The sequence below is a fragment of the Microbacterium testaceum genome, assembly GCF_029761935.1.
GTDB lineage: Bacteria > Actinomycetota > Actinomycetes > Actinomycetales > Microbacteriaceae > Microbacterium > Microbacterium testaceum_A.
The window spans coordinates 1,965,187-1,978,020 of sequence record NZ_CP121699.1 but is presented as its reverse complement, the minus strand read 5'-3'; the positions used below and the strand labels follow the sequence as shown (position 1 = coordinate 1,978,020).

The 12,834-nt window shown below is 71.2% G+C and carries 12 protein-coding genes; 6 read left to right on the top strand and 6 right to left on the bottom strand.

Translation table 11 applies throughout. From position 1 onward, the window contains the following. Positions 1–40: 40 nt before the first annotated feature. From QBE02_RS09560 to QBE02_RS09545, 4 genes are read left to right on the top strand one after another with little or no spacing between them, the layout of a single operon-like run. Complete coding sequence (locus QBE02_RS09560; RefSeq protein WP_279365515.1) at positions 41–1,057, top strand: ABC transporter permease; 1,017 nt, start codon at positions 41–43, stop codon at positions 1,055–1,057. Next, on the top strand, positions 1,054–1,902 hold the full coding sequence (locus QBE02_RS09555; RefSeq protein ID WP_279365514.1) for an ABC transporter permease: 849 nt from the start codon (positions 1,054–1,056) through the stop codon (positions 1,900–1,902). The genes QBE02_RS09560 and QBE02_RS09555 overlap by 4 nt, the downstream gene beginning before the upstream one ends. After that, positions 1,899–3,551: an ABC transporter ATP-binding protein gene (locus QBE02_RS09550; RefSeq protein ID WP_279365513.1), complete on the top strand. Its 1,653-nt coding sequence runs from the start codon at positions 1,899–1,901 to the stop codon at positions 3,549–3,551. Before QBE02_RS09555 ends, QBE02_RS09550 begins: the two co-directional genes overlap by 4 nt. Then, a complete protein-coding gene (locus QBE02_RS09545; protein WP_279365512.1) occupies positions 3,548–4,744 on the top strand; it encodes a PLP-dependent aminotransferase family protein in 1,197 nt (398 codons plus the stop codon). Before QBE02_RS09550 ends, QBE02_RS09545 begins: the two co-directional genes overlap by 4 nt. A gap of 210 nt (positions 4,745–4,954) precedes the next feature. On the opposite strand, the gene QBE02_RS09540 is transcribed toward QBE02_RS09545, so the two are convergent. After that, on the bottom strand, positions 4,955–5,971 hold the full coding sequence (locus tag QBE02_RS09540) for an LLM class flavin-dependent oxidoreductase (protein ID WP_268102978.1): 1,017 nt from the start codon (positions 5,969–5,971) through the stop codon (positions 4,955–4,957). Between the two features lie 139 nt (positions 5,972–6,110). On the opposite strand from QBE02_RS09540, the gene QBE02_RS09535 reads away from it, so the two are divergent. Both QBE02_RS09535 and QBE02_RS09530 read left to right on the top strand, forming a co-directional pair. Then, positions 6,111–6,947, top strand: coding sequence for a DUF1684 domain-containing protein (locus QBE02_RS09535; RefSeq protein ID WP_279365511.1), 837 nt, complete (start codon positions 6,111–6,113; stop codon positions 6,945–6,947). Next, on the top strand, positions 6,944–7,453 hold the full coding sequence (locus QBE02_RS09530; RefSeq protein WP_279365510.1) for a GNAT family N-acetyltransferase: 510 nt from the start codon (positions 6,944–6,946) through the stop codon (positions 7,451–7,453). Before QBE02_RS09535 ends, QBE02_RS09530 begins: the two co-directional genes overlap by 4 nt. 95 nt (positions 7,454–7,548) lie before the next feature. On the opposite strand, the gene QBE02_RS09525 is transcribed toward QBE02_RS09530, so the two are convergent. The 5 genes from QBE02_RS09525 to QBE02_RS09505 form a co-directional block, all read right to left on the bottom strand. Continuing rightward, positions 7,549–8,052: a GNAT family N-acetyltransferase gene (locus QBE02_RS09525; RefSeq protein WP_279365509.1), complete on the bottom strand. Its 504-nt coding sequence runs from the start codon at positions 8,050–8,052 to the stop codon at positions 7,549–7,551. Positions 8,053–8,111: 59 nt separating this feature from the next. Beyond that, positions 8,112–9,092: an ABC transporter substrate-binding protein gene (locus QBE02_RS09520; protein WP_279365508.1), complete on the bottom strand. Its 981-nt coding sequence runs from the start codon at positions 9,090–9,092 to the stop codon at positions 8,112–8,114. A gap of 157 nt (positions 9,093–9,249) precedes the next feature. Beyond that, complete coding sequence (locus QBE02_RS09515; protein WP_279365507.1) at positions 9,250–10,032, bottom strand: amino acid ABC transporter ATP-binding protein; 783 nt, start codon at positions 10,030–10,032, stop codon at positions 9,250–9,252. Then, positions 10,029–11,072 (bottom strand): amino acid ABC transporter permease, encoded by a 1,044-nt coding sequence (locus QBE02_RS09510; protein WP_279365506.1) that lies wholly within the window; start codon positions 11,070–11,072, stop codon positions 10,029–10,031. Before QBE02_RS09510 ends, QBE02_RS09515 begins: the two co-directional genes overlap by 4 nt. Before the next feature lie 403 nt (positions 11,073–11,475). Then, positions 11,476–12,819, bottom strand: coding sequence for a M20/M25/M40 family metallo-hydrolase (locus tag QBE02_RS09505; protein ID WP_279365505.1), 1,344 nt, complete (start codon positions 12,817–12,819; stop codon positions 11,476–11,478). Between the last annotated feature and the right edge of the window lie 15 nt (positions 12,820–12,834).

Sequence of the window (12,834 nt, the reverse complement as noted above, 5' to 3'; positions counted from 1 at the left end):
GGCCCGTCACCGGAAAAGACCGACACGAGAGGAGGAGGACATGCTGCGCACCTACGGCCGCTTCGCGCTGCGGCGCACCGGACAGGCTGTCGTCGTCGTGCTGCTGGCGTACCTGTTCACGTTCGTCGTGATCAGCATCCTGCCCGGCGATCCCGTCACGAGCACGCTGCGCAATCCCGACAACGGTTTCACCGAAGACGACATCGCGCGCATCGTGGCGTACTACGGGCTCGACCAGCCGTGGTGGGTGCAGCTGGGGTCTTCGCTAGGGCGATTCGTCGTGGGTGACCTGGGCGTCTCACTCCGCTCGAATCTGCCCGTCAGTGGGCTGGTGCTCGACGCACTCGGGTCGACCCTGAGCCTGGCCGCGGCGGCCCTCCTGGTCGCCGTGGTGCTGGCCGTGGCCATCGCGTACGGCACGCAGTTCCTGCCCCCGCGCTGGGGCCAGGGAGTGCTCCGCTCGCTGCCGTCGCTGTTCCTGTCCGTGCCGAACTTCGTGATCGGACTGCTGCTGATCCACGTCTTCGCGTTCGGACTCGGGCTGTTCAGCATGATCGACACCGAGACGCCGTGGGGCACCTTCTTCGCGGCGGTGGCTCTCGGCATTCCGGTCTCGGCGCAGCTGGCCGAGGTGCTCATCGCCTCGCTCGATCACGAGTCACGGCAGGAGTACGTCGCGGTGGCACGGTCGCGGGGACTGCGGTCGGGGGCGCTGTTCCTGCGCCACCTGGTCAAGCCCTCGGCGCTGCCGACGGTCACCGTGCTGGCGCTCATCGTGGGCGAACTGCTCGGGGGAGCTCTCATCACCGAGGCGATCTTCGGGCGCGTGGGCATCGGCACCCTGGTCGAATCCGCCGTGGCGAGCCAGGACCTCCCGGTGCTGCAGGCCGTGGTCTCGCTCGCCGCGATCGTCTTCGTGGTGGTGAACCTGCTCGCCGACCTCGCCTATCCCCTTCTCGACCCGCGGGTCGCCGTCGGCCGCAGCGGCCGGCCCGTCTCGGTCGCGCCCCGCGACGAGCCGACAACGCCCCTGCGCGAAGAAGTGAGCATCGTATGACCGCCGCACCCTTGCTCGCGCAACGGTCCGCGACCGCCCGGGTTCGTGGCATCCGCCTCTCCGTCCCTGTCAGCGTGCTCGTGTCGTTCGTCGTCGTGGCCTTCGTGCTGGCTTTCTCGCTCGCTCCCGCGCTTTTCACCTCGCAGAACCCGGCACAGGGGGTGCCCGCAAACAAGCTTCAGGCGCCGAGCGCCGCGCACCTGCTCGGCACCGATCACCTCGGCCGCGACCTGTTCACCCGCATCGTCTATGGCGCGCAGTCCTCGGTCACCAGCGCCCTCGTGGCCGTCGCGATCGGCGTCGTCGTTGGCGGGCTCATCGGGCTGCTCGCGGGCTTCCTGGGGTCGTGGACCGATGTCGTCCTCGCGCGCTTCGTCGACGTCCTACTCGCCATTCCGGCGTTCCTGCTCGCGGTCGTGATCGTCAGCTCCCTCGGGTTCCAGACCATCAACGCCGCCATCGCGACCGGCGTCTCTGCGGTGGCGGTCTTCGCTCGTGTCATGCGCTCCGAGGTGTTGCGCGTGCGCTCGTCGGTGTTCGTCGAGGCCGCGCGGCTCCAGGGCGGGTCGAACCTGCACGTGCTTTTCCGGCACGTGCTGCCGAACGCCTCGCGATCGCTGGTCCCCCTGGCCGTGCTGCAGTTCGGGCTCTCGATACTCGTGATCGCGGGGCTGGCGTTCCTGGGCTACGGCGATCCGCCCCCGGCATCCGACTGGGGTCTGCTCATCTCTGCGGGCAAGGACTACCCGCGCGCGCCCTGGCTCGTCGTCTGGCCGGCCCTGGTCACGGTGGCGACCGTGCTCTCGATCAACCGCATCAGCCGCTGGCTTCGGAGGACGTCATGACCCTCGCCCTGTCCCGTGCGGACGACGTTCCGCTGACGACCCCCGCGCTGCTGAACGTCAGCGGCCTGTCGGTCTCGTACGGTCGCACCCCCGTGGTGCACGACGTGTCGTTCGCGATACCCCGGGGCGGCAGTCTCGCGCTCATCGGAGAGTCGGGCTCGGGCAAGTCCACGATCGCCCGTTCCGTGCTACGGCTGCTCCCGCGAGGTACGGGGCGTGCCAGCGGGCGCGTCGAGCTCGACGGCACCGAGGTGCTGGGGCTCGCCGAGGCGCGATTCCGACCGTTCCGGGGCCGGCGTATCGGCTTCGTCCCGCAGGACCCCGCGCACGCCCTCAACCCCGTTCGCACCGTGGGCTCGCAAGCGCACGAGGCGGCGGCTCTCTCGGGCCTCGCCGATGCCGGCGAGCAGCGCCGCGCGGTGCTCGACGTGTTCGCCCGCGTCGGGCTTCCCGACCCGCGTCGCGTGTACGAGTCCTACCCGCACCAGCTGTCGGGCGGCATGCTGCAACGCGTGCTCATCGGATTGGCGGTGCTGCCGCGGCCCGAGCTGCTGGTCGCGGACGAACCCACGAGCGCCCTCGACGTCACGATCCAGAAACGCATCCTCGATCTCCTTGACGAGCTGCGCCGCGATCTGGGCATCGGGCTGCTGCTGATCACGCACGATCTCGCGATCGCCGCCGAGCGCACCGACGAGATCGTCGTGCTCAAGGACGGGCGCGTGCAAGAGGCCGGCCCGACTCACGAGGTCTTCACGGCGCCGACCTCGCCGTACACGGTGCAGTTGCAGGCCGACGCGCCGGCCCTGAACCCCGACCGCTATCGCCGCGGCGACGGTGATCGCGGCGTCGACGCGTGGATCCCCGACACCGCCTCCGCCCGCATCGACGTGCGTGCGGTGTCGAAGAGTTTCGACCGTGCGGCCCGCCCCGCGGTGTCGGAGGTGTCCTTCCGCATCCCCGCCGGAACGACGCACGCGCTCGTGGGGGAGTCGGGCTCGGGGAAGACGACGACCGTGCGCCTGCTCCTCGGGCTCGAAGACCTCGACGCCGGCGAGGTGCTCATCGACGGGGCGGCGGTGACGGGCCGTACGGCGGCCGAGCTCCGCGGCATCCGTCGGCACCTGCAGCTCGTCTATCAGAACCCCTTCACCTCGCTCGATCCCACGTGGAGCGTCGGACGCATCGTGCGCGAGCCGCTCGAGCGCTACCGCGTCGGCACGCGCGCCGCACGGACGGCGAAGGTGGCGGAGGCCCTGGATGCCGTGGGCCTGCCGCCCCACCTCGCCCGCCGCCGCCCGGACGCGCTGTCGGGCGGCCAGCGCCAACGCGTGGCGATCGCGCGCGCCCTGGTGCTCGAGCCCGACGTCATCGTGCTCGACGAACCGACCTCGGCCCTGGACGTGACCGTCCAGGCGGGCGTGTTCGACGTGCTCCGCCGCCTGCAGCGCGAGCGCGGCCTCACCTACCTCTTCGTCTCGCACGACCTGGCGCTGGTCCGCCAAATCGCCGACACCGTTTCGGTGCTCAAGGACGGCCGTGTCGTCGAGGCCGGCCGCGTCGCCGACGTGCTCTCGCACCCGCGTGAGGACTACACGCGCGCGCTGGTCGACGCCATCCCGTCCCCCCACCCCCGGAGCCCCCGATGACCCTGCTCTCCCCGACCCGTGCCCGCCCCGCGCTGATCGAGGCGTTCACCGCCCCGAGCGGATTCGGCGACCAGACCCTGCGCGATCGCCGACCCGACGCGATCGAGCTGCTCGGTGGCATCCCGGATCCTTCCGTCCTGCCCACCGCGGAACTCGCCGAGGCGACCGCCCGCGTGCTCGCGCAGCCGGGGGCGCCCGCGCTGCAGTACTCGCGGACCGAGGGCATTCCGGCGCTGCGCGAGTGGATCGCCGCGCGCGAGGGGGTCGCCGTCGAGCGGGTGCTCATCACCAACGGCGGCTTCCACGGTCTGGCGATCGCCGTGCAGGCGGTGCTCGAGCGGGGGGACCTCGTCGCGGTCGACAATCCCGTGTTCCCGCTGTTCCTGCGCGGTCTGCAGTTGGCCGATGCGCGGGTGCTGCCCATTCCCGTCGGTGCCGAGGGTCTCGACGTCGACGCGCTGGCCGCCGAGCTGCGCGCCGGTGCGCGCCCGGCCGCGGTCTACACGGTGCCCGAGTTCCACAACCCTTCGCAGTCGTCGCTGCCCACCGCGCGTCGGCGCCAGCTGGTCGACCTTGCCGAGCGGTACGGGTTCGTCGTGTTCGCCGATGACCCGTACCGCGAGCTCCGCTTCGCCGGCGAGCCCGAATCGCTCACGCCGTTCCACGAGTCGGATCACGTCATCCACGTCAACACCTTCACCAAGACCCTCGGCCCCGGCCTGCGGTTGGGCTGGGTCGTGCTGCCGGAGCGTTTGATCCCGGATGCCGTGGCCCTCCGCAGTCGTCAGGATTCGCACTCATCGACGTTCGTGCAGGCCGTCATCGCCGAGGTGCTGACCAGCGACGCGGGGCTCTTCGACCGCGTGCTCGGGCGCGCACGGTCGCTGTACGGGACCCGCGCCGGCGCATTGGCCGAGGCGCTCGAGGCCGAAGCCCCCGGGGAGTTCGAGGTCACCGTGCCCGAGGGCGGGTTGTTCCTCTGGCCACGCCTGCGCGACGACCGCATCGACCCCGACCGCCTGGCCGCCGACGCGAGCGCTGAGGGCGTGGAGTATCAAAGGGGCTCGTTCTTCCCCTCCGGCCCCGGCACCGATGCCAACCGCCACCTGCGCCTGGCATACGGCGACACATCCGAGGAGCGGCTGCGCGAGGCGGCAGCGCGGCTGGGGCGGGCGGTGGCGCGGCAGCGCTGACGCCGGGCGCGTCTCTCGTCCGCGGTTCGCGCAACCTCCGCGATTCGCGCAACCTCAGTCGAGTCGGGGCCTTGGTGACTGAGGTTGTGCAGATGACTGAGCTTGTGCGCGCGAACCCTGCCGCCGCGCCCGCCGCCCCATACCCTCCGCGTTCCTCACCCCGTCAGCCCCGTCGAACGGTGCCGACGGAGCCGGCGCAGATCGCTGAGTTTATGACGCGGCCGCCGGCGACCACCCCAACAGCGGCCCGAGGCGCCCCGCGATGTCCTCGAGGATCTGCTCGTAGTCAGCCGCAGCGAAATCGAACGGCAGCGCGAACGCGACCTCGTCGACCTGCGGAAAGGACCGCGACGACAGCAGCCGCTCAGCGATCTGCTCCGACGTGCCGATGAGGTCCTCCGCGAACAGCAGCCCGCGCGGCCCCTGAGGGATGCCGACCCTCCCGCGCCGCGACTCGGCGTACGCCTCATAGCGTCGGCGCTGTTCGGGCGTGGCGGTGTCGGTCGGTACCACGACGAGCCCCTGCGACACCCGCGCGTTCTCCCCGTGGGGGTGCGTCTCGCGGTAGAGGCGGATCTGCGCGTCCTGCTCGGCGTCGAAGTCGGTCGAGTGCACCGACTGGATGACGCTGCTGGTGAGCAGGTGGAAGCCGTTCGCGGCCGCCCAGGTCGTCGAGGTGGGACTTCCTGCGCCGTACCAGAGCCGATCGGCAAGACCCGCGGAGTGCGGCTCGACCCGCTCGGAGTACTCCTCGATCCCCTCTCTGCCGGCGAAGGGACTGACTCGCTCTCCGGCGAGAAGACGGCGCAGTCGGGCCAGCCGCTCGTACCCGAAGTCCTCGTGGTCGGCGGTGTCGGGGTAGAGCGCGGGGGCGATCTCGTCGAGACGTCGGGGCGGTCCGACCGAGAAGCCGGGCTCGAGGCGCCCGCCCGAGAGCACGTCGACGGTCGCGAGGTCTTCCGCGAGTCGCAGCGGGTTCTCCCATCCGAGCGGGATCACCGCGGTCCCCAAACGGATGCGGCTCGTACGTTGCGAGGCCGCGGAGAGCACCGCGACGGGGGAGGAGATGCCGTACTGCAGGTGCCGATCGCGCAGCCACGCGCTGTCGAAGCCGAGCCGCTCGCCGCGCTCGATGATCGACAGCGTCGTCTCGTGGCCGGTGCGCGGGTCGTCGCGATCGAAGAGGCCGATGGTGAGGAAGCCGAGGGAGCGCAGCGGGCGAGTCACACCGTCACGCTAGACCCGCGGGCCACGCCGGGCGCGACCGCGACGAAGCGTGACAGCGGGTGACGCCGCGTTTCCCCCCGCGCGCCCGAGACGGGCGTCGCGATGCATGCTGGAGGGGACCCGTCCTCGAGGGAGAACGATGACCGAGAACTTCGCCGAGCAGTGGACCGCTTGGCACGAGGCGCACGAGCGTCGCCGTGCCGACCCCCACGGATTCCTGGCCATCACGGGCCTGTACTGGCTGGGCGAGCGGCCCGCCGGCATCCCGGGCCTTCCGGGCATCTGGCACACCGGGGAAGACGGGCCCGTCGTCGATCTCGCGGAGGGGGAATCCCTCGAGGTCGAGGGTGGGACGCTGCGCGGCCGGTTCGCGTTCGGTCCCCTGGACGAGCGCGGCGACGTGACCGTCGGCTTCGATGGCGGGGTGATCGAGGTGGCCCGCCGGGGTGGCCGCGACCTCCTCCGACCCCGCCGGCCGGACGCGGACTACCTGTCGCGGTACGCGGGGACTCCCGCCTATCCGGCCGATCCCCGCTGGCGTATCGACGTGCGGTTCGAGGCGTACGCCCACCCACGGGCGTACGAAGTCGGAGCGGCCGTCGACGGTCTGACGCACGTCTACGACGCGCCGGGAGAGCTCGCCTTCGAGTTCGACGGCGTCTCTCATCGCCTCGTCGCCTTTCCCGGTCATCGACCGGGCGAGCTCCTCGTCCTCTTCACCGACGCCACCAGCGGCGTCACGACGTACGCGGCGAACCGGTCGGTCACGGTCACCGCACCGGACGCCGAGGGCCGCACCGTCATCGACTTCACCCGCGCGACGAACCTCCCCTGCGCCTACACCGACTTCGCGACCTGCCCCCTGCCGCCGGCCGAGAACCGTCTGCCGTTCGCCGTCGAGGCGGGCGAGAAGACGCCGCTGTCCCGCGCTGAGGGAGTGGCGACGGATGCCGGCATCCAGGCGGCCCGCTCATGACGGGTCGAACGACGATCGGCGCATGGGCGATCGAGAACGTCCCGTGGGAGGACGAGCGGGCCGTGGCCCTGCGCGCGGCGATGGACGAAGAGATCAGCCCGCGCTACGCCGAGGTGTACGCGGCCTTCGACGACGAGACGCGCGCCCTGCTGGCCGAGGACTTCGCCGTCGACCCGGTCACGATGGTCGAGGTGATCCTCGTCCGGGATGCCGAGGGCGTCGCGGTCGGTCATGCCGCGCTGCGTCAGCTCGGCGACGAGCTCGAGGTCAAGCGCGTCTTCGTCGACCCCCGCGCGCGCGGTCGCGGTGCGAGCCAGGTGCTCATGGGCGAGCTCGAACGCCTCGGTCGGGAGCGCGGCGCGGCGCGGCTCATCCTGCAGACGGGCAACCGGCAGCCCGAGGCCATCGCCCTGTACGTGAGGCTCGGGTACCGCCCGATCGACATCTACCCGCCATATCTGCGGTTCCCGGCCTCTCGGTGCTTCGAGAAGGTGCTGACGGACTGAGCCGCGCGCGCTCGCTCAGCGATCCGCGCAACCTCAGCCCGATCGGGGGGATGGCGGCGGAGTCTGTGCAGATCGCGGAGGTTGTGCGCCGCGCTCTACAGGTCGAACCCGAACGCCCGCAGGTCGAGGAACCGCCCGGGCTCCACCTCGACCGGATACTCGCGCTCGCTCAAGCGACGGAAGCCGAGCTTCGCGTAGAGCGCGTGCGCGCCGAGCATCTCGGGGCCGCTGTTCATCACCACGCGGGTCGCGCCGCGCTCGCGCGCGAGGTCGAGCACGTGCCGCGTGAGCAGCTCGCCGACGCCGCGGCCGCGCGCCGACGGTGCCACCGCGAGCTGGCGGAAGTCGAGCTCACCCTCGCGGGCCAGGGGCGAGAGCCGCTCGCCGGGCCGCGGGGTCCACACCGTGCCGACGATCCCGTCCCCGTCGAGCGCGACCCATACCTCGCCCTGCTCCACCCGGCCGGAGACGTCGGCGAGCGAGGCGAGGTACGCCTCCGACAGCCCGTCGTAGCTGGCACGGTAGGCCTCGGCGGTGATCCGCCCGGCCTCCGCGTACTCGTGCGGGGCCACGAGTCGGACGGTGAGGGTTGTTGTCATGGCATCCATTCCATCAGGCGTGCGAGGGGCCCGGCCTCGAAAGACCGGGCCCCGGCGAGTCAGGACTTCGGGAGTCCCGGCGGGTTGATCTGCGAGGTCGAGATGCCCTCGGAGTCGAGGTTCCAGGCCGTCAGCACCTCGGCGTACTTCCCGTCGGCGATGAGGTCGTTCAGCACGATCTGCACGGGCTCGACGAGGCCGTTGCCCTTTTTGGTACCCGCGGCGATGTCGGCCTGCAGCGGGTACCCGCCCGGAACCACGCCGACGACCCTCGTCTCACCGGTGTCGCGCGCCGCCCACGCGGCGGTCGCGTTCGGCCCGAACGTCGCGTCGACGCGGCCCGAGAGCAGGGCGAGGGTCGCTGCGGCGGTGTCGTCGTAGTACTGCAGGTCGGCGGGGGCCTTGCCGGCGGCGGCGAGCTCTTCGTTCCAGCTGAGCAGCACCTTCTCTTGGTTGGTACCCGAGCCGACGACGATCTTCAGCCCCGAGATGTCGTCGGCGGTCTCGATCTTCGCGATCGAGCTGTCGGCGCGCACGGCGAAGCCCAGCAGATCCTGCCGGTAGCTCGCGAAGTCGTACAGCTCTTTGCGCTCCTCGGTCACGGTGACGTTGGCGGTGATCAGGTCGTACTTTCCCGACTGGATGCCGAGGGGCCAGTCCGCCCACGCCACCACGACCGGGTTGTACTCGAGGCCGAGTCCTTCGGCGATGAGCGAACCGATGTTGGGTTCGGTGCCCGACGGCAGCGTCTCGCCCTCGGGCACGTAGCTGAGCGGGGGGACGAACGCGCCGACGGCGACCGTCAGCTTGCCCGGCTCGATGGGGGTGAAGCCGCTCGCCTTGAGGGCCGCCACGGCGTCGGGCACGGCGTCGGTGTGCACCCACTCCGCGGGGGTGTTCGTGGCGGATGCCGAGGGCTCGGGCGCCGCGACCGCATCGACCGGTCGGTTGAGGCCGACGGTGACGCCGACGCCGACGACGGCGACGAGGGCTGCGGCGATCACGCCGAGCGCGATCCCCTGCTTCTTGCTGAGTGCCATGCTGTGTCTCCTTGTGAGGGTGTGGAAGCCGCGGCGTCGGTGTCGCGCCGCGGGGTCGGGTGGGTCGGTGCGCTGAGGGTTCCGGTCCCTTCGACGGCTCAGGGACCGGGGTGGCGAGGTGGCCGAGCCTGCCGAAGCCACCGGGACGGCCGACGCGTCAGCCGAGCACCTTCGCGAGGAACTCGCGCGTGCGCGGGTGCTGCGGTCGGGTGAGCACCTCGTCGGGCGTGCCCTGCTCGACGATGCGGCCCTCGTCGAGGAAGACCACGCGGTCGGCGACCTCGCGGGCGAAGCCGATCTCGTGCGTGACGATCACGAGCGTGGTGCCGAGCTTCGCGAGGTCGCGGATGACATCGAGCACCTCGCCCACCAGCTCGGGGTCGAGGGCGCTCGTCGGTTCGTCGAACAGCAGCACCTTCGGCTGCAGCGCGAGGGCGCGGGCGATCGCGACGCGCTGTTGCTGGCCGCCCGACAACTGGCGGGGGTAGGCGTCGGCCTTCGCGGCGAGGCCCACCCGGTCGAGCAGACCGAGGGCGAGTTCGCGCGCCTCGCTCTTGTTCACACGCTTGAGAGCGAGTGGCGCCTCGGTGATGTTCTCGAGGGCGGTGAGGTGCGGAAAGAGGTGGAAGTTCTGGAACACGATCCCCACCTGGGTCCGCCGCTGCAGGATCTCGCGCTCGCGCAGCTCGTGCAGCTTCCCGTGGCGCAACTCGTACCCGATGAATTCGCCGTCGACCGTGACCGAGCCGGCATCCACGGTCTCGAGGTGATTGATGGTGCGCAGCAGCGTCGACTTGCCCGAACCGCTCGGGCCCAGCAGGGCCACGACTTCGCCGGGCTCGACGGTGAGGTCGATGCCCTTCAGCACCTCGACCCCGTGGAAGCTCTTGCGCACGCCATGCACCTCGACGAGTCCGCGGGTGGCGGTGACCGCGCTCATGCCCGGCCTCCCTTCGGGGCGGCGGGGGTCTCGGCATCCGGCCCTCTCGGGGGAGCGGGGGAGTCGCCGAGCCGCGCCCACTGCGTGCTCGCCCACGAACGGGCGCGCTGCGCCGGCGTCGGGGGGAGCGCGCGAGCCGACCCGCGGGCGTAATACCGTTCGATGTAGTACTGCGCGACGCTGAGGATCGTCGTGATGAGCGTGTACCAGACCACCGCGACCAGCAGCAGCGGGATCACGCGGCTGTTGCGGTTGTAGATGACCTGCACGGCGTAGAACAGCTCGGGGATCGCGATGACGAACACGACCGACGCGCCCTTCACGAGCCCGATGATCTCGTTCGTGGCGTTGGGCACGATCGAGCGCATCGCCTGCGGCAGGATGATGCGGAAAAGTCGACGGGATGCCGGGATCCCGAGCGCCGCAGCCGCCTCGTGCTGACCGGGGTCGACCGAGACGATCCCGCCGCGGATGATCTCGGCCGAGTACGCCGCCCGGTGCAGCCCGAGTCCGAGGATCGCGGCGGCGAAGGCGCTGACGAGCTGGACCGTGGGGAACTCCACGATCCAGAAATCGGTGGTGAAGGGGGTGCCGAGTCCCAGCGTCGGGTAGAGGTAGCCGAGGTTGTACCAGACGATGATCTGCACGACGAGGGGCACCGAGCGGAAGAACCAGATGTAGCCCCACGCCACCGCGCTCAGCAGCGGAGAAGCCGACAGTCGACCGAGGGCGAGCAGCGTGCCGAGCGAGAAGCCGACGACGGCCGAGATCGCGGTGAGCGAGAGCGTGTAGCCGATGCCGATCAGCACCGGCTCCGAGAAGAAGTACTGCGCGAACGTCCCCCACATGTAGCGGTCGTTCGTCACGAGGCTCCAGGCGAACTGGGCGACGACGAACAGCAGCAGGGCGCTAAGGATCCAGCGCCACCAGTGACGGGTGGGCACGACGGCGATGGTGCCGAGATCGACCTTGGCGGTCGACCGTGGCGCCGTCGCGGGCGCTGTCGAGCGGTCGGCGGGGGCCGGCGCGGTGGTGGTCATGACGTGCTCCTCGGGCTGTCCGAAACGGCACGGGGTGCCGGTGGGTGACCGAAACGCTATGACGGGGTCGAACGGCCCGCGAGGCGCCGATTCACACGTCGAAACGCCCCGCCACGCGCCGAAACCCACCGCCACGCGGGGTAACACGTCGGCGGTCGACGCCCTCGGGGCGGTACCGTCGCCGGTTGCGGACGCCGGCCGGTGCGAAACTCCGGAGAAATGGAGCGCGCGGGCGGCATGCAGCCCGAAAAACGACCCTCCCGCGCAGTTTTTCAGGAGTTTCGGCGCGCCCGGGATCGAGCATGTCGAAGGGACCGCGACCCGGGCGGACCGGTGGCTTCGACAGGCGTAGTCACCTCCGCGCCCAGGTCCCCGAGCCCGTCGGCGGGACCGGCCCCCGGCCCTACGCGTTGCGCAGGATCCGCGCCGTCACGCGCGTCCCGAAGAACAGGGCCTCCACCGGCACGCACTCGTCGGCCGTGTGGAACTGCCCGAATACGTCGAAGTCGGCCGGCACGCGCAGCGGCACGAAGCCGTAGCCCCGGATGCCGAGACGACTGAGGTGCTTGTTGTCGGTGCTGGCGGGCAGCAGGTACGGCACGACGGTGCCGTCGGGGTCTTCGGCGGTCACGGCATCCTGCAACACGTCCATCAGCCGCCCCTCGGCCGGAGCCTCGATCGCGGGGATGTACCGCGACCACGCGATCTCGATGTCGTCGCCGACGACGGCCGCAAGCTCGTCGCGCAGCGCGTCCGCCTGCCCGGGCACCACGCGCACGTCGAGCGTTGCGCTCGCAGAGGCGGGGATGACGTTGATCTTGCCGCCGGCCGTGAGCACGGTCGGCGAGACCGTGTTGCGCGCCCCCGCATCGATGACGGATGCCGAGAACCCCAGGCGAGAGAGATCTTCACCGTCGAGGGGCTCACCGCTGGTGCGTCCGTAGACCTCGAAGAAGCGGTCGAGTGTCGCGGTCCGCACGACGGGGAAGCGATGCGCGCCGACCGCGGCCACGGCCCGCGCGAGGCGCACGACCGCGTTGTCGGCGGTGGGGCGGGAGCCGTGCGACGCGACCCCGCGGGCGGTCAGCGTGGCGACCGTCACGCCCTTCTCCGCGGTGGCGACGAGGTACGCGCGGCGGTCGTCGGGCAGGGGGATCGAGAAGCCGCCGACCTCGCTGAGCGCCTCGGTGGCTCCGGCGAAGAGCTCGGGGCGGTTCTCGACGAGCCATCGCGCGCCCCACACGCCCCCGGCCTCTTCGTCGGCGAAGAACGCGAAGATCAGGTCGCGCCGCGGAACGACCCCGTCGCGGCGGAACGCCCTGGCGATGGCCAGCAGCATTCCGGCGAAGTCCTTCATGTCGACGGCCCCGCGACCGTAGAGCAGGCCGTCGTGGATCTCGGCGCCGAAGGGCGGGTGCGTCCAGTCCCCGGCGTCGACCGGTACGACGTCGAGGTGCGCGTGGGCGACAAGGGCGCCGGCATCCGGATCCGAACCGGCCAGCCGGGCGACCACGCTTGCGCGCCCCGGGCGGGGCTCGACCAGAACCGTCTCGTAGCCGACCTCGTCGAGGTGCTCCTTGACGTAGAGCGCGGCGCGCGTCTCGCCGTCGCCGATGGTCGCCGCCTCGCCCGTGTTGACGCTGTCGATCCGGATGAGCGCGCGGATGTGCTCCAGTGCCTCGGTCTCGAGCGTTCCGGGCTGCGAAGCTCCGGCCCCGGCAACCTGCGGCGTGGGCGCGTCGGTCACAGGATCGGTGCTCGT